This is a genomic window from Chelatococcus asaccharovorans (assembly GCF_003201475.1).
Classification (GTDB): Bacteria; Pseudomonadota; Alphaproteobacteria; order Rhizobiales; family Beijerinckiaceae; genus Chelatococcus; species Chelatococcus asaccharovorans.
Window position 1 is genome coordinate 97,070 of sequence record NZ_QJJK01000002.1, and the last position, 16,682, is coordinate 113,751.

A 16,682-nucleotide genomic window follows, 5' to 3' on the forward strand; every position below is an offset into this window, starting at 1 on the left:
CCGCTCTCCCGCTTTGTCACAATGGGCCTTGTTGCAAGGTCCCGTTCCCGCTCTTCATTGTTGTGGATTTCGCCAATCATCGAAGCGTTCCAGCGGATACACCGGCCGCGGAATATTCTTCCAGGGCAATGTGAATACGTCGGACTGGCCCGGGCCACGTGTATCGGCACGAATGACCTCGGACGAGATCGGCGCGAAATACTGGAAATTCGATGCGGTTTTGAGAACCGCTATTTTATAGTCCTTGGGGTTGATGCTGAAAGCCTCGTAGGCAGCCGGTATATTGCCCGCAACACCACGCAACTCCGAGATCAGGAGCGTGCATGGACCCACGTCGAAGATCACGACGCGCCCCATATCGATATGGGTCTGGTGATTGAAAGCGACGGGAATCCGCCCGTCGGCAACCTTGCGCACGGTGCCGGTCACCTCAAGCGGCGAGAAGAACGCAGTCGCGGCGTCCCCACCGATGGGAAGCGTGACGGTGGCGCCCTCCCCGGCCTCCGTCAGCCGCGCGACGGTCTGTGGCGAGATCAGGGGAATAAGGGTCGGGCTCTTGATGCCAAGCCGCAGGATAGCCTCGAGGATCAGGTTGCTGTCGCCGGCCGAGCCGCCGAACACCGTGTCGCCGGTATCGCTGATCACCACCACGCCACGCGCGGCGCGGTCGGCCATCATGACCGCATCGTCGACCGAAACGGCTTCCTTGACCTGGAAATCGTCGCGCATCGACCAGGCGAGATCGGCGAGCTCGTCGGCCAGACGTTCCGCGAGTTCAGGGTCGTTATCCGTGACGACGACGGTTGCCCAGCCGCCTTCGGCAACGTCGAGCCATGGCTGCATGGGATAGTTCGAGGCCTGCAGAACACGCGGATCAGCCTCGAGGGCGCGGGCGCGATCAAACCAGATCTTCATCGGCCCCTTCGCCGTCAGGAACTGCTCCTGATGCGACAACAGCGGGATCTTCCGCCACGCCGTCACCGGCTTCAGCTTGTTCGTCAGGACCTTCAGGAGGACTTCCGTCCCGACCTTGCCGGTATCGAATGTATCATGGGGCTGGGTGCGATGGCCGACGATGATCGTCGCATTGTCGATCATCGTCTGTGTGATGTTGGCGTGGTGGTCGAGCCCGACCATGATGGGCACATCCGGCCCGAGAATGCTGCGGCAGAGAGCGATCTGTGCGCCTTCGACATCGTCGATCCCCTCGGCCGCGCAAGCGCCATGGAGTTGCAGCACGAGCCCGTCGACCGGCATGGCTGCCGTCAGGCCGTCTCGGATTTTCTGCTGGAAGAAGTCGAACGCTTCACGGGTGATGCGCCCGCCCGCCCCGCTCCAGGCTCTGATGATGGGCACCGTCTCGACGGGAAGACCGGATTCCGCCACCGCCGCGTAATGGCCGCCGACCTGACCGAGATCCGTGAGTTCAGCCGGGATGGCATCACCCTCGAGGATCCCGAAGGCGGCGTAGTCCGAAAGCTCTGTCAGCACGGGATTGAAGTCATTCGTCTCCTGGCCGATATGAATAAGCGCTAGCCGCACCTGACCACCCCCGCGATTATAGAGTGAATACTGGCGATAAAAGGCGAATCACGCTCCCGGAGCGAAATGACCCGCCACGATCGCCAATTCTAATACATCAGAGCACAAGGGCATCGCTTCTTGTTCCGAACTTCTTGAGCGCTGCCGTGAGCTCCACCGTTCCCGACTTGATCGAAGCGTAGTAACGCGCAGAATTCGCGTCAAGAACCCCTCGTTTCGTCAGAAGAAACGTTGTGCCCTCCTCAGCGCCCCGCGGCTGCGACGCGAGCGTCCGTACCGTAACCCCAGACGTCATCGCGCCGCATGAGCAAGGCTCCACCCGTCGCGGGAGCTCCCCCCTCGGACCACGCCGCCTGAGCCGCCTGCCTGGATTTCGCAGCAGTCCGGGGCGGTTTCCTTCCGTGTGGGAGGCACAGCGGAAAGCCCTCCTTCGGTCGACGGCGATCAGAAGAAGGTGCGGATGCCATCGACGACGCGGTAATCGTCATCGACCAGCGCCATGAACGCCCATTTGTCGAAGGTGGTGCAGGGGTGGCCGATCCCGAAGGCCACCATGTCGCCGACGGCAATCGGGCTGTCGAGCGGAGTGCCAAGGTGGCAGTGCTGGTCGTTGAGGGCGAGCACAACATGCCCCGCCGGCATGGACCGGGGCGCTGTCATGCTGCCGTCGGGCCGGTACCAGCGCAGGGGAACCGGCATCCCGGCATCATAGCTGATGTCACGCTTGCCGACGGTGAGGATGCTCCGACCCTGCTCCGGCCGCGATTGCACATAGGCCCACACCTCCAGCGCCGGCTCCAGTCCGCCTTCGGGGAGGGCCAGCGAGGTCTCATTGAGGATGCGCCTGAAGGCGGCGGCATAGCTCAGCGAATCGTGCGTGAGATAGCAGCCGGACCGCAGCACCTTCACGACAGGGCGCGCGAAGGCGGCCGCATTCAGCCGTTCACCGACCCGATCGAACAACGAAGAACCGCCGGCGCTGAGGACCATCCCCTGGCCCGCCGCCAACAGTCCCTCGTCGTCCGCCTGCTTTGCGACCGCGATCACCTCGTCGAGGAGCCGGTCCGCCCCGGCGGGCGTCGGCTGCAATCCCTCGAAACACTCGAAGCCGGCAAGCTGCAAGCCGGGGATCTCGCCGACGGCTCGCGCCACGGCCAATGCCTCCTCGCGGGTACGGGTGCCGGTTCGCCCCCCCTCGAAGCCGATCTCCACAAGAATATGGAGCGGATTGCCGGCCGGCGCCTGAATACGGGCGGCGCCCTCGGCGAGGAGGGCTATGCCCGGAAGGCTGTCGGCCAGACAATAAAGTTCCATGCCATCGTCGCGGATGGCCGAGAAACAGGCATCGATGGCCGGCCGGCCGACCGGCTGATTGGCGAGGATCACGCGCTTGACGCCGAAGCGGCGGCAGACATCGAGCTGCTGCGCCGTGGCGACGGTGATCGCCCAGGCCCCGTCCGCCACCTGCAGGTCGAAGAGTTGCGGCGCCATGGTGGTCTTGCCATGGGGGGAGATCTCCAGGCCGTTCAGCGCCGTGAAGGCCTTCATCCAGCGGCTGTTGGCTTCCAGAACCGAGGTGCGGATCACCGCCAGCGGCAGCGGCATGTCACCGGCCAGCACGTTCCATCCCTGGCGCCCGACATCGGCCAGTGTGAGACCTTCGCAACCGGGCGGCAGCCCCTTGGTGGATCTGTCGAGCACGGCCGCGTGCAAGGGTTCCAGCGCAAGACGCGGCAGGGGAGAGGTTTTCGTCGATGCCATCGCGTCGGGACCTTGGGGCTGTGAGGGACAATCAGAGCAGGGGATTCGGATCAAGCGGCGCCAGCGGGCGCCGCGCCTTCTTATAGGGGATCTTGCTGGTATCCGATGGGTAGGGTCCACCCGTATCGAGATAAAGCACGGTCGCGGCGATCGGCGCGAAGGCGGCGTAGAAATGATTGGATGACTTCACGACCACGAGGGTCTTTGCGGCAAGGTCCACCCCGAGATCGGTGAAGGCCGGCGGGCTGAAGGTCTGCGCGCGGGTGGAGGACAGCACCACGTCGAGATTGCCGATGGAGATCGCCGCGGCCGGTCCCAGCGACACCCAACTTTGCTCGAAGGGAATGATGAGATCGTCGGTGATTCCGCGCACCCGGACATCGGCATCGATGGGATGGCCCGATGTCGGGGCGGCCTTGCCACAGAAGCGCAGGCGGAATTCGGCCCCGACCCCTGCCGCGCGACAGAAGCTGACGGCGACCGGGTCCCACATCGCCCCGATGGCGGCAGGAATATCCGGATGTTTCAGCAGCGCCTCGACCATCACCGAGGAATCGCCCGCGACGCCACCGCCCGGATTGTCCCAGCGATCCGCGAGGACCACCGGCCGGCCGGGTTGCGCGAGCCGCACCGCTTCCGCGATGCCCTCCTCGGGCTTGTAGTGGCGCGGAACGCCGCCCCCCGGACCCCAGCCCAGGATCTCACGCCCCAGGCTTTCAGCCAAATTGGCGGCCTTGCCGAGATCACCGTCGCTGATCACCATGACCTTGGTGCCAACGTCATAGACGTCGCCCGCCTGGAAGCCGTGCGCCACCGAAATGCTGAGGATGCCGTCATGCCCTTCCATCGCCAGCAGCCGGTCGACGAAACTGCGCCCCGGCTCCCGGCTCGTCATGAAGCCGGAGATGGCGCGGCAGTCGAAGACGGCGGTGACCGGCTTGACCTCCCCGCGCGCCGCCCTCAGGCAGAGCGCCGCAAGGTCGCGCGCCCGCTCCAGGAAGTCGGTATGCGGAAACTCCTTGAAAGCATTAATGACATCGGCCGCCTCGACCATCTGATCGGTGAGATGGCAATGCATGTCGAGTTCGGCGCCGATGATACAGTCGGGGCCGGCCACCGCGCGGGCGTGGGCCAGGAGATCGCCCTCGCAGTCGTCATAACCGTGAGCGACCATCGCACCATGCAGGCCGAACAGCGCGATATCCACCGGCAGGGCCGCTTTGAGCTGCGCGATGATCTCGTCGCGCAGGCTCTCGTAAGCGTCGCGTGAGACGAGCCCGGCAGGCTCCGCCCAGGTTGCGGTGCCCTCGATCACGGTCAGCCCTTCACGCTGTGCCAGCTCGCGGGCCGCGATCATCGGGCCCGAGCACAGCGTTGGCGTATCGGGATGGGTGCCCGGCGGACAGTAGAACGCCCCTTCGAAGGCGCTGCGATCGACGAAGAGCGGGGCGAATGTATTGGTTTCCGTCGCCAATGACGCCGCAAAGACACGCATCCGATCGTCCCCGCTGATCTGCGGACCGCACGAAGCCGGCCCGACCGTTTCCATTCATGCGCCCGAAGCGGGCCTGCAGGCAGTAACGGACAAGAGGAAACGGCTGTCAAACAGACATCGTTTCGCCTCACGGAATAATCGCCACTTGCGCCGTGATGACGGGCGTTCAAAGATGCGGTGGTGAGATCACCTTTACATGCCAGACATTGCCGGGGTTCTTTGGCCTGCCCCGATGGAGCCCGAAGTTCCGGCGAAACCGGATAGAATTCATGATATCGCCGGGACGCCCCCGTGTGCTGTGGAACGGCTCCGAAAAGCCGAGGAGATAACGCCCTATGACGAAACGCCCGCGCATCCTGCTGGCTGCCCTGTTCCACGAAACCCACACGTTTGTCGACGAGATCACCACGCTCGAGGACTACACGATCCGGGATGTCCTCGACCGCCACGGGGATGGCTCCACCGTCGACGGCTTTCTCGAGGTCGCGAAAGAAGAAGGCTGGGAGGTGGTGCCGGCCGCCGACTTCACCGCCTTGCCCTCGGGAACGACGGACCACGCCGTCTTCGAGCTGTTCTGGGACAAGCTGAACGCGACGCTGACCTCCGCGCTGGCGGATGGCGGGCTCGACGGGATCTGGCTCGCCCTGCACGGCGCGATGGTGACGACCGAATGTGTCGACCCCGAAGGCGAACTGCTCAGCCGTATCCGCGCGGTCCCCGGGGCGGAGCACCTGCCGCTGTTCGGCGTCTTTGATCTGCATGCGAACTTCACCCCCGCGATGGCCCGCCACGCCAACGGGCTGATCGCCTATCGCGAGAACCCCCATATCGACGCGCGCGATTCCGCCGTTCGTTCGGCGCGCCTGATGGCACGGGCTTTGAAGGAGAAAACCGTCCCGCATATGGTCACCCTGACCGCCCCGCTGATGTGGCCGCCGACCGGGACGGGCACGGCCGACCGGCCGATGCGGGACCTGGAAGCGCTCGCCCGCCGGATCGAGGTGGAGACCCCTGCCATCTGGGCGGCGAATGTGGTTGCGGGCTACTCGTTTTCCGACACCCCCGATACGGGCGTGTCCTTCGCGGTGATTACCACCGCCGATGACACCGTCGCGCAATCCGCTTTGCAGCGCTTGCGCGACCTTGCGATCGAGTTGCGTGAGTTCGGTTTGCCGGAGGAGTGGAACCTCGACGCGGCGGTCGCTCATATCAAGACGCTGGAAGGCGGCCCCTATGTGGTCGTGGAGCCTTCCGACAATATCGGCGGTGGCGCGCCGGGCGACGGCACCGCGGTGCTGCGCGCTTTCCTGAACCATGATTTTGACAATGCGGCGGTCGCCATCTCCGACCCCGCCGCCGTCGCAGCCCTGGCTGACGCCGTCCCTGGCGAGACGCGCCGGCTCTCCCTCGGTGGCAAGGGCAGTGCGATTGCTGATCCGCCGATCGAGGTCGATGCCCGCTTCGTCAGCCGCAGCGATGGGAACTTCACCCTGGAGGATCGCAACAGCCATCTCGCCGCCTCGCAGGGTGTGCATTTCGCCATGGGCCCCTCTGCGGTCGTCACGGTCGGCAAGGGGATCAAGGTCTTGATCACCAGTCGCAAGACGCCGCCCTTCGATCTCGCGCAGTTCCGTTCACAAGGGATCATCCCGGAAGATCTGAAAGCGATCGGCGTGAAGGCGGCCGTCGCCCACCGCCGCGCCTATGATCCGATCGCGGCCGGCAGCTTCACGGTGGAAACGGCCGGGCCCTGCACGAGCCGGATCGCGACCCTGCCCTTCCGCCGGCTGCGGCGCGGCGTTTTTCCCATCCACGCCGATTGGAGCCCGGAATGATCGACTATCCCGCCGCCCCCGACACGCCTCGCTCGCATCTGCCGTTCAGCCCCTGCACGCGCGTGGGTGATCTCATCTTCGTCTCCGGTCAGGCATCGGTCGACGCGACGGGACAGATCATCTCCGACAGCTTCGAAGGCGAGATGCGTCGCTCCATCGAGAACCTGCGCAAGGTGCTGGAGACGGCCGGCAGCGATCTCGCCCATGTGGTGCAGACGCGGAATTATGTGCGTGACGCGAGCGATCTCGCGCAATTCAACGCGATCTATCCCGACTATTTCCGCGAGCCCTATCCGGCCCGCACCACGATCACCAACTGCCTGACGGAGGCACTCCGCTACGAAATCGAGTGTATCGCCGTCGTCAAGGCGACGTGACACCGGATGACGGCCTGCCCGTTCTCCGGCGTCATTCCGGACGATACGCACGGCTCGCGGGGCATCCCCGGCGATCCCATGGACAAGCGCTCGGATCCCATCCGCCACGCTATTGCGTGATCTCCTCGGCGCGGTGGCAGGCCACCAGACTGCCGTCCACCGCTCTGATCTCCGGCCGCTCGTGCCGGCACCGCTCCACCGCGAAGGGACAGCGCGGGTTGAAGGCGCAGCCATGCGGCGGATCGATCGGATTGGGAACCTCGCCCTGCATCGGCTCGCGGATGGCCCCGATGCTGTGCAGCGTCGGCATCGTCCGCATCAACAGCTTGGAATAGGGATGGCGCGGGGACCGGAACAGGGTCTCCTTGTCCGCGAGTTCAACGATGCGGCCGAGATACATCACGCCCACCGTGTCGGACATATGGTCGACGACGGCGAGATTGTGGCTGATGAAGAGATAGGTGAGCCCGAGTTCGTCCTGCAGATCCCGCATGAGATTGAGGATCTGCGCCTGTACGGACACATCCAGCGCGGATGTCGGCTCGTCGCAGACGATGAAGGCCGGCCGGCTCGCGAGTGCGCGCGCCACTGCGATGCGCTGGCGCTGGCCGCCGGAGAATTCATGGGGATATTTGTCGGAATCGGCAGCCGACAGACCAACGCCCACGAGGAGGTCCGCGACGCGCTCCCGGACGTCCCGGCTGCCATCCGCTAGTTTCAGCGCCAGGATCGGCTCGGCGATGATCCGCCCCACCCGCCAGCGCGGGTTGAGGCTGCCATAAGGATCCTGGAAGATCATCTGGATGTCGCGCCGATAGGGGCTCGCGCCGTCGGCGATATCCTCGATCGGGGTATCACGATAGCTGACCGTGCCGGACGTCGGCTTTTGCAGGCCGGCGATGCAGCGGGCAGCCGTCGATTTCCCGCAGCCGGACTCGCCGACGAGGCTCAGGGTCCGCCCCTGCGGGATCTCGAAGCTGATGTCATCAACCGCTTTCAGGGTCTTGCGCCCCTGGCCCGTCGTCACGCGGGTGATCCATGGCGCGGAGACGTCAAAGACCTTGCGCAGATGCCTGACCTTGACCAGAGCCGCGGCGGGAAGGCGCTCCGGCGGGGGTTCCAGCCGGGGCTCGGCCGGCCTGTCGATCGCGATATGCGCAGCGGCAATCGTGCTCACGCGGCCACTCCCCGCTCTGTCGCCCAGCAGGCGGCGCGATGGCCGGCGGATGGCTTGAGCTCCGGCCGCTCCTGGCGGCAGATGTCCATGACATCAGGACAACGCGGGGAGAACGCGCAACCTCGCGGGATGGCATCGAGCCGCGGCATCGCCCCGGCGATCTGCGGCAAACGCCTGAGGCGGCGTCCCACCTCGGGGATGGAGCCCATGAGCCCGCGCGTATAGGGATGGCGTGGCGTCAGGATCACGTCCCTCACGGGTCCGATCTCGACGATACGGCCGGCGTACATCACGGCAACGCGCTGCGCGGCTTCCGCGATCACCCCCATGTCATGGGTAATGAGCATGACGGCGGTGCCCTTGCGCTGGCACAGATCACGCAGGAGCGCGATGATCTGCCCCTGAATCGACACGTCGAGCGCCGTTGTCGGCTCGTCCGCGACGATCAGACGCGGACGGCCAGCCAATGCCAGAGCGATGACCACGCGTTGGCGCATCCCGCCCGAGAATTCGTGGGGGTAATTGGCAAGGCGTGCCTCGGGGGCGGGAATGCCGACCTGGGCCATCAGGCTGATGGCTTCCTGGCGCGCCGCCTGGCCCTTGAGCTCCGTGTGCTCTTCGATGGTCTCCACCAGTTGGCGGCCGATGGTGAAGACGGGATTGAGCGAAGTGAGCGGGTCCTGGAAGATCGTCGCGATTTCCGCACCGCGAACCTTGCGCAAATCCTCGGGCGGCAGGTTGTCGATCCGCCTGCCATTACAATGGATCTCGCCGCCGACGATGGCGAGGGGCGGATCGATGAGGCCGGTCAAGGCCGTGCCCATCATCGACTTGCCGGCGCCGGATTCGCCCACGACGCCCAGGATCTCGCCGGGCATGATCTCAAACGAGACATCCCGCACGACAGGGATAGCGCCGCTCTCGGTGTTGAGCGCGACCTGCAGGCCTTTCACCTCCACGAGAGGCGCGGCCCGCTCGGGCGCTGCCGATGCGGACGCCGCCGATGTCACCAACGGTAGCACAGCCATTTCCCTCGTTGATCATAATTGGCCATCGCCTCCGCACCGGCTGACCGCGAAGCCCGCGTCGATCCGGCAATTCACCGGGCCGCGCCGACGGGCTGCGACCCCTCTGTGTCGAAGCTGGCACCTGACAATGCACGAAAGGAGCCGTGCTCGTAAAGTGTCTTGATCAAATGATCGGTTTGGTGGACGATAGGCCTATAATCGATAAGGGGAATACGGACCATGATCCGGACCAAGTGGCTTACGGCACTCTGCGCAACCGTCTGCATGGCAACGGCGATCTCTGGGATGACACCGGGCGTCGCGGCGACGCTCCGCTATGGCGGCACGACCCCGCCCCTGACCATGGATCCCCACGTGACCAATGACTTCGTCACGACCGCCTTGGTTCGCCAGATCCATGACACCATCGTCGACTTGCAGGACGACATGCAGATCGGCCCTGGCATTGCCACCGCGTGGACCTATCAAGGGAACAATACGTGGCGCTTCAAGATCCGCGAGGGCGTAAAATTCCAGGATGGAACGCCGCTGAGCGTTGACGACATCATCTTCTCCATCATGCGCCAGAAGGGCAGCCCCCTCTACACGGCGCTGTTTGGCGGCATCAAGGAGGCGGTCAAGGTCGACGATACAAGCGTCGATGTCATCTCCAACGGCCCGGACCCGATCCTGCCGCGCAAGATGGTTCGCCTTTTCGTCATGTCGCAGGCCTGGGCCAAGGCCAACAACGTCGAAAAGCTGCCCGACCTTGGCGCCCAGGGCACCGAGGCCTACTCGCTCCGCCACGCCAACGGAACCGGACCGATGCAACTCGTGTCCCAGGATCCGGGCCGCAAGACCGTCTTCGCCCGCAATGCAAACTACTGGGGGCCATTCCCCGGCAACGTGACCGAGGCCATCTACACGCCCATCGGTTCTTCTCCGACGCGCGTGGCCGCCCTGCTCTCGGGCGAACTCGATCTCATCACCGATCTCCCGATCCAGGACATCGAGCGCGTGAAGTCGACGCCCGGCTTCCACATCGAACAGGTGCCGCAGCAGCTCTCCATGTTCCTGGAGATGGATGGCACGCGCGATGTCGCCCTTGACGTCTTCGACAAATCCGGCAAGCCGCTGCAGGCCAACCCGCTCAAGGACGTCCGCGTCAGGAAGGCGCTCTCGCTGGCGATCGACTCGAAGCTGATCGTCCAGCGGGTCATGCGCGGCCAGGCCGTGCCGCTCAGCGTTGGCGGCGCCTACGGCATGGATGGCTTCCAGAAAGATCTCGACACCGGCCGCCCCTACGACGTGGAGCAGGCCAAGAAGCTTCTGGCGGAAGCCGGCTATCCCGATGGCTTCGCGATCCAGCTGAACTGCCCGCTCGAGCGTTACACCAATGCCGACGAGATCTGCCGCGCCGTCGCAAGCATGCTTGCGCGTGTCGGAGTCGAGGTGCGGGTGAAGGGCATGGTCTGGCCGGAATTCGCGCGCATGCTTGTGAATGGTCCCTCATCCAGCTTTCACCTGATCGGCGGATCAGGCAATTCCGGTGACCTGCAGGACACCTTCGTCTCGATCATGGCCACCCGCGACAAGGCCAAGGGGCGTGGCGGCACGAACTGGGCGATGTGGACGAACCCGGAATTCGACGCGGTCGTGGACGAGCTCGTGACGACGTTCGACCCGGCCAAGCGCACGGAACTCTATCGCAAGGGCCTCACCATCGCGCGCGACCAGGTCCAGGGCATCTACCTGTTCCAGCCCGTGCTGAGCTGGGGCATGAAGGATAGCGTCAGCGCGTCAGCCCGCGCCGACGCGGCCGTCATGCTGCAGAAGGTGCAGATCAAGCCATAGCTTTCTTGCCACGGGCGGCGGATCGGCATGCGAAATCCGTCGCCACGCCGCCCTGCGAGGCGCGTGGACCTCGCGAACACCCTAGAGCAAGTCCGTCTTTTGCGGACGTGCTCCGCTCAAAAATTAACGAGCAAATTCAACGACTTCGATGGTATCGGGCGATTCCATCTAAGTCGGATTTGCTCTAGGCCTCGGATAGCCGGCACTGAAGGGCCTCTGGAATGCTTGCCTTCCTCTTGAACCGCCTGTTCCACGCACTCCTCGTGGTCTTCGTGGTCAGCGTCCTCGCCTTCATTCTGGGCGATGTCGTGGGCGATCCCGTCGCGAGCATCCTCGGCCTCGACGCCACACCCGCCGATCGGCTGGCCCTGCGTACGCGCCTTCACCTCGATGAGCCGGCCGTTCTTCGCTACCTCTACTATGTACAGAACCTTCTGCACGGTGACCTCGGGGTCTCCTACGCCGCCCAGCGACCCGTGAGCGCATTGCTCGCCGAGCGCATACCGGCAACCGTGGAGCTTGCCGCCGTGGCGCTCACCCTGTCCCTGGCGATCGGCGTACCGCTCGGGGTCTACGCGGCGGTCAAACGCCGCCAAATGCTGGCAAACGCCCTGATGACCCTCTCCGTCCTCGGCGTGTCGTTGCCGACCTTCGTGGTCGGGATCCTCCTCATCTTCTGCTTTTCGCTGAGGCTCGGCTGGCTGCCCTCCTTCGGGCGCGGCGAGGTCGTCACCATCGGCTTCTGGACGACGGGCTTCCTCACCGCATCGGGCCTGAAGTCGCTCATCATGCCGGCACTGTCGCTCGCCATCGGACAGATTGCGCTGGTGGCCCGCCTGTCCCGCGCGGAAATGCTCAACGTGCTCAAGAGCGACTACATCCGCTTCGCGCGTGCCCGCGGGTTGAAGAATCGCGCGGTCTATTTCTCCCACGCGCTGCGCAATACGCTCATTCCCATCATTACGGTCAGTGGCATCCAGCTCGGCTATCTCGTCGCCTTCGCGGTCGTCGTCGAGCAGGTCTTCCAGTGGCCCGGCATGGGCCTCCTCTTCCTGCAGGCACTCGGCCAGACCGATCTGCCGGTGATCTCCGCCTTCCTGATGGTGGCGGCGCTGTTCTTCGTGGGCATCAATCTCGTCGTCGACCTCCTCTATGCCGTCGCCGATCCCCGGCTGCGCATCAAGACGCTGTCGGCGCGTTCATAAGGGGCCCGTTCCATGTCCGCCGTCGTCAATTCCAAAGCCCGGCCCTGGAGCCTCTCGTCCCTCTGGCGCAACGCCTTCGTTCGACGCCTTCTCAGGGCCCCGGCCGCCGCAGTTGCGCTGGCGGTGCTCGTCCTCCTCGTCCTCAGCGCGGTCTTCGCACCCTGGCTGGCGCAGACCAACCCTTACGATCTCGCCTCCCTCGATCTCCTCGATTCGCATCTCCCACCCGCTTTCGTGGCGGGCGGCGATCCACGCTATGTCCTGGGCACCGACAGTCAGGGGGCCGATCTCGCTTCCCTGATACTTTACGGCCTGCGCTCCTCGCTGCTCGTCGGCGTCTGCGCGGTGTCGCTCTCCGTCACGCTCGGGACCATCGCCGGCCTCGCGAGCGGCTATCTCGGCCGCTGGGTGGATGGCGTCATCATGCGCATTGCTGATATCCAGTTCACCTTCCCCGCCATGCTGCTGGCGCTTCTGATCGGCGGCATCAGCCAGTCGCTCATGTCCAACGCGATGCGTGCGACGCTCGCCATGCCAATCGTGATCCTTGCCCTCGGGATCTCGCACTGGCCGCATTTTGCACGGCTGGTGCGGGGCGCCGTGCTCGTCGAGCGCCAGAAGGACTATGTCGCAGCCGCCCGGCTGGTCGGCCGGGGACCGATCTTCATCATGGGGATGCAGCTCCTGCCGAATGTGCTGAACCCGATTTTCGTGCTGGCCACCCTCGATATCGCCTTCGCGATCATGTCGGAGGCCACGCTGTCCTTCCTCGGCTTCGGCATGCCCTCCACCCAGCCCTCGCTCGGCACCCTCATCCGCATCGGCTATGGCTACCTCTTCTCCGGCGAATGGTGGGTGGTCATTTTTCCCGGGCTCACGCTCGTCCTCATCCTTGTCTCCATCAACATCTTCGGTGACTGGCTGCGCGACATGCTCGATCCCCGGCTCCGCTGACAAGCGTCTTGGGCCGCATGGCCTTTTCAGCGCGCGAGGGCGATTTCGCGGAATTATTCGGGTATAGGAACTGGCCTCGCATGGCCTGTCGCGAGGAGAATTCGTTGGACGGCCGGTGCCCCGCGCACCGGGCGATGCCTTTCGTCACTTGGCTAAGGAGGACAGCGTGCGTGACACCGGACAAGGACTGCCGGAACATCCGGGTCTAGGCCCTGTGGCTTCGCGCAGGACGATCCAGGAGGAAGTCTACCAGCGCCTCAGCCACGCCCTGATGACAGGCTGGTTCGACCCCGGCCAGATCCTCACCATCTCCTCGCTGTCGGAACTCTTCGGCACGAGCCACATGCCGGTGCGCGAGGCGCTCCGCAGGCTCACCGCCGAGAAGGCGCTCGAGGTCGTGTCGACCGGCTCGGCCTGCGTGCCGACGGTCTCGCGCGCCCGCCTCGACGATCTCTGCAACACGCGCATCATCGTGGAGGGAGCAGCCGCGGAACTCGCGGCCCCGCATATCACGCCGCGCGATCTGCGCACGCTCGAGCGCGCCGCAGACGACCACGCCCGCGCCGAGGAAGGCGTCTATGCGATGATGGCGAAGAACCAGGAGTTCCACTTCACCATCTACCGCGCCACGCATTCCCCGGTCCTGATCCAGCTCATCGAAGCACTGTGGCTGCGGTTCGGACCCTATCTGCGCATGTTGACCCGGCATATGGAACCGCTCCTGAAGACGACGGATGCGCAGATCTATGCCAAGCACCACTACGCGATCATCGATGCGATCAAGACGCGCGACCCGGCCGCGGTGAAGGCGCATCTGATCGAAGACATCGCGACGACCCAGGCGCTTCTGCAGACGCTGTGTCCGACTGACGACAAGAAGTCCAGCGTCGCTTGACGCCAATCCTTGGGCGCCGATTGGCCTTGCCTGAACGTCTTTGACGCAGACGGGCTTGCGGTTGAAGCGGCCCGCCCTCAGATGCGGCTGCGTTTCAAGGCCGTGACCTCGATCTCGACCTTGATCTCTTCCACCGGAAAGCCGCAGATGATGGTCGTATTCGTGGGACGCGGATCGGAGAACGTCTGTCCCAGGATCGTCGAGACGGCCATGACATCGGCGCGATCCGCGAGATAGACGCGGACCGTGACGATATCCGCGAGGGCTGCCCCGGCTTTTTCCAGCGTTTCACGGATGGTTTTCAGGGATTGCCGCGTCTGGTCTTCGACGCTGTCGGGAAAGGCGCTGCTCGCGGGATCATAACCGGCGGTCCCGGAGACAAATATCCATTCACCGTCGACCACCGCCCGCGAATAGCCCGCGAGTTCCTCGAATTTCGAGCCCGACGATATCGTCCATCGCGTCATTTCATCAACCTCATGGTGTTCGGCTTCGCACCTGGCGGCTCTGCAGTCGCCGCTCACGCCTCATCGGAGGCGGCCGGCAGGTACACGATATGGCGGGCGCGGCCCCAATCGCGGGCCGCCTCCGCCGCGCGCTCGACATCCTCCGCCAGCAAGAAACGCCGTTCGGCGAGAGCGCCGGCGGCGGCGCGGATTGCTGCGACATAACCGGCAGGCGTGCCGTAGCGCTCCAGGATCGACGGGCGGGGATCGCCGGTGACCTCGCGTTCCTCGCGCGTCTCAGGCAGAGGGATACAGCTGCCGCTGAAATCGTGCAGCGCGCCTGCGCCATGGCCCGGGATGCGGAGGTTCCAGCCGGTATAGGTGCCGAGCGGCGCCGCCACCATCGGCGCGCGCAGCCCCGCGCGGTCGTTGCCATCGGCATCGACGGCCGGCACCAGGACGGCATAATGCTGGGTGGTACTGACCACAGGCGGCTCGACGATCGCAGCGCCCGCCTCGAAATCCGGCCCGTAGTCGACCAAGGGCAATTCATTCGGTCGCGCGGGCAACGCGACGCCCGGAATGGCCGGAAACTGCCCCCGCCACGCGTCCATCGTGACGAGCGTGCCATCGTCCCGGCGCGGCACGGCGCTGGGCGGCGGCGCCTGGCCGTCACGCACCCACGCATCCATCGCCTCCAATGTGGCGCGGAAGAAGGCCGAGGTGGCCACGATATTCTGCGCGTTCTGGCACACCCCACGCTGCACCGGCGGCGTGGCGCGCGGATCGGCCCAATGCTGGGAACTCGCCCAGAAATAAATGCGGACGGTCTCGGGCTGCGGCAGATCGTTGCCCTCGGTATCCGTATGCACGAGCGACCCGCGACGGTACCAGTATTCGCTGGCCGTCTGCGTGTGGATCACCAGGGGATCGGTCTCCGGCCGCTTCAGGATGCCGTCCTCGGCGCCGGTCAGGTGATCCGTGCTCACCGCGTAGGAGAAGGGAAAGCGGTCCGACGGATTGAGCCAATCCTCGTATTGGCGCGACGCCGCCACGACGAGATTGGTGAAGCGGTTCATCGTGGTGCGTCCGCCGCCGGCGATATGGGTCAGCATGCCGTCGAAGACCTTGCGGCCTTGCGCATCGGCATTGAAGCCCCGATGGATGAAGTCGCGGATGCCCCGCCCGGTCTGTGACCGTCCCCAGCCGTAGAAGCGCAGCGGAGGCGCACCGTCCGCGCGCAGGAGATTGGCCCCGCCTTCCGTCTGTTTGAGGAAGCTGACGAGATCGCGCATCGCGGCATAGCCGAGGTCGAGCACGAGCGGATCCCGCGCGGTATAAAGAAGCTCGTAGATCCACCCCGGTTCGAAGCCTGCGGGAATATAGAGATGGCTGTCCGACGCGACGATGCCCTGCTCGGCGCCGGAGATATCGCCCTGCCCGCCACGCCCGCCGCCCTCGACGCGGGCGAACTGCCATGCATCCACCGGCAGCGCCTCCGCCTCGCTCCACGGATAGCGGCGCCGCTGCAGCACGGCCTCTCCCGTATCGAGCGAGGCCGCCGGCAAGGGCCGCGTGCCGGCCTTGGCACTGAGCGGCAGCGAGGTCACGCCCCGCGTCTCGACGATGAACTCGGCCCGCACGCGGCCTGTCACGGGACCATCCGGATAGCGCGCCACCGGCAACCGCGCGACCAGGCGGCCGTCACCCGGCAGGACATCGCCCTGCCACGCGGCGCTGATCACGGTGTAGCCTCGTCGCATCAGGAAGCCGTTGCCGGCATCGGCAAGGCTCTGCGGCGCATTGCTGGCGGGACCGTCGTTGTAGAACTGCAGGGCGCGCTTGTTGCCGCGGTTCACGAATTCGACCATCGCCGCGCCGTTGCCGCGCTCGAGCGCAACCGGCTTGAGGATCCACAGGTCGGTGGATGCATGGACGAGCCCGTCGTCGCCGCGCTGGGCCAGCCCGATGTCGATCATCCAGGCATAGGCCGGATTCTGCGGGTCGATCGCGACATGCGCGCGGGCGTCCATGCACTCATAGGTGCGCGTTTCGCCCCCCGCTTCGCCGAAAGCGTGCCCTTCCGCGAAAGGTCGCCTGCGGATGATCTCCAGATCCACCACACCACTCATCC

At 65.2% G+C, this 16,682-nt stretch carries 13 protein-coding genes; 6 read left to right on the forward strand and 7 right to left on the reverse strand.

All coding sequences use genetic code 11. The features are described from left to right. Window positions 1-54: 54 nt before the first annotated feature. The 3 genes from C7450_RS05090 to C7450_RS05105 form a co-directional block, all read right to left on the reverse strand. Complete coding sequence (locus C7450_RS05090; RefSeq protein ID WP_110373334.1) at window positions 55-1,542, reverse strand: M81 family metallopeptidase; 1,488 nt, start codon at window positions 1,540-1,542, stop codon at window positions 55-57. 444 nt (window positions 1,543-1,986) lie between these two features. Beyond that, window positions 1,987-3,303 (reverse strand): type III PLP-dependent enzyme domain-containing protein, encoded by a 1,317-nt coding sequence (locus C7450_RS05100; RefSeq protein WP_110373336.1) that lies wholly within the window; start codon window positions 3,301-3,303, stop codon window positions 1,987-1,989. 31 nt (window positions 3,304-3,334) lie between these two features. Next, window positions 3,335-4,798, reverse strand: coding sequence for a M81 family metallopeptidase (locus C7450_RS05105; protein ID WP_110373756.1), 1,464 nt, complete (start codon window positions 4,796-4,798; stop codon window positions 3,335-3,337). Window positions 4,799-5,133: 335 nt separating this feature from the next. On the opposite strand from C7450_RS05105, the gene C7450_RS05110 reads away from it, so the two are divergent. Further along, on the forward strand, window positions 5,134-6,633 hold the full coding sequence (locus C7450_RS05110) for a M81 family metallopeptidase (protein WP_110373337.1): 1,500 nt from the start codon (window positions 5,134-5,136) through the stop codon (window positions 6,631-6,633). Further along, window positions 6,630-7,010, forward strand: a complete 381-nt coding sequence (locus C7450_RS05115) for a RidA family protein (protein ID WP_110373338.1) — start codon at window positions 6,630-6,632, stop codon at window positions 7,008-7,010. The genes C7450_RS05110 and C7450_RS05115 overlap by 4 nt, the downstream gene beginning before the upstream one ends. Window positions 7,011-7,119: 109 nt before the next feature. Here the strand turns inward: C7450_RS05115 and C7450_RS05120 are convergent, their stop codons facing one another. Beyond that, window positions 7,120-8,133 (reverse strand): ABC transporter ATP-binding protein, encoded by a 1,014-nt coding sequence (locus C7450_RS05120; RefSeq protein WP_110373757.1) that lies wholly within the window; start codon window positions 8,131-8,133, stop codon window positions 7,120-7,122. A gap of 50 nt (window positions 8,134-8,183) precedes the next feature. Further along, complete coding sequence (locus C7450_RS05125; protein WP_245449490.1) at window positions 8,184-9,209, reverse strand: ABC transporter ATP-binding protein; 1,026 nt, start codon at window positions 9,207-9,209, stop codon at window positions 8,184-8,186. 225 nt (window positions 9,210-9,434) lie between these two features. Between C7450_RS05125 and C7450_RS05130 the strand changes: the two genes are divergently transcribed. The 4 genes from C7450_RS05130 to C7450_RS05145 all read left to right on the forward strand — a co-directional run bounded on the left by C7450_RS05130 (window position 9,435) and on the right by C7450_RS05145 (window position 14,102). Further along, a complete protein-coding gene (locus C7450_RS05130) occupies window positions 9,435-11,048 on the forward strand; it encodes an ABC transporter substrate-binding protein (protein WP_110373340.1) in 1,614 nt (537 codons plus the stop codon). Window positions 11,049-11,269: 221 nt separating this feature from the next. Further along, the gene (locus C7450_RS05135) at window positions 11,270-12,253 is read left to right on the forward strand and encodes an ABC transporter permease (RefSeq protein ID WP_110373341.1); all 984 of its coding nucleotides are present in this window, start codon (window positions 11,270-11,272) and stop codon (window positions 12,251-12,253) included. Window positions 12,254-12,265: 12 nt separating this feature from the next. Then, window positions 12,266-13,207: an ABC transporter permease gene (locus C7450_RS05140; RefSeq protein ID WP_110373342.1), complete on the forward strand. Its 942-nt coding sequence runs from the start codon at window positions 12,266-12,268 to the stop codon at window positions 13,205-13,207. A gap of 166 nt (window positions 13,208-13,373) precedes the next feature. Next, window positions 13,374-14,102: a GntR family transcriptional regulator gene (locus C7450_RS05145; protein ID WP_245449491.1), complete on the forward strand. Its 729-nt coding sequence runs from the start codon at window positions 13,374-13,376 to the stop codon at window positions 14,100-14,102. Between the two features lie 77 nt (window positions 14,103-14,179). Here C7450_RS05145 and C7450_RS05150 read toward each other — a convergent pair whose 3' ends face one another. Beyond that, a complete protein-coding gene (locus tag C7450_RS05150) occupies window positions 14,180-14,569 on the reverse strand; it encodes a RidA family protein (protein ID WP_110373343.1) in 390 nt (129 codons plus the stop codon). Between the two features lie 53 nt (window positions 14,570-14,622). Continuing rightward, window positions 14,623-16,680 carry an alpha/beta hydrolase domain-containing protein gene (locus C7450_RS05155; RefSeq protein ID WP_110373344.1) on the reverse strand — a complete coding sequence of 686 codons (2,058 nt, stop codon included), beginning with the start codon at window positions 16,678-16,680 and terminating at the stop codon, window positions 14,623-14,625. Between the last annotated feature and the right edge of the window lie 2 nt (window positions 16,681-16,682).

Excerpts from the sequence above, each read along its gene's own strand:
- C7450_RS05115 (WP_110373338.1), top strand. The coding sequence starts at position 6,630 with ATGATCGACTATCCCGCCGCCCCCGACACGCCTCGCTCGCATCTGCCG.
- C7450_RS05105 (WP_110373756.1), bottom strand. The coding sequence starts at position 4,798 with ATGCGTGTCTTTGCGGCGTCATTGGCGACGGAAACCAATACATTCGCC.
- C7450_RS05150 (WP_110373343.1), bottom strand. The coding sequence starts at position 14,569 with ATGACGCGATGGACGATATCGTCGGGCTCGAAATTCGAGGAACTCGCG.
- C7450_RS05100 (WP_110373336.1), bottom strand. The coding sequence starts at position 3,303 with ATGGCATCGACGAAAACCTCTCCCCTGCCGCGTCTTGCGCTGGAACCC.
- C7450_RS05135 (WP_110373341.1), top strand. The coding sequence starts at position 11,270 with ATGCTTGCCTTCCTCTTGAACCGCCTGTTCCACGCACTCCTCGTGGTC.
- C7450_RS05110 (WP_110373337.1), top strand. The coding sequence starts at position 5,134 with ATGACGAAACGCCCGCGCATCCTGCTGGCTGCCCTGTTCCACGAAACC.
- C7450_RS05155 (WP_110373344.1), bottom strand. The coding sequence starts at position 16,680 with ATGAGTGGTGTGGTGGATCTGGAGATCATCCGCAGGCGACCTTTCGCG.
- C7450_RS05140 (WP_110373342.1), top strand. The coding sequence starts at position 12,266 with ATGTCCGCCGTCGTCAATTCCAAAGCCCGGCCCTGGAGCCTCTCGTCC.
- C7450_RS05130 (WP_110373340.1), top strand. The coding sequence starts at position 9,435 with ATGATCCGGACCAAGTGGCTTACGGCACTCTGCGCAACCGTCTGCATG.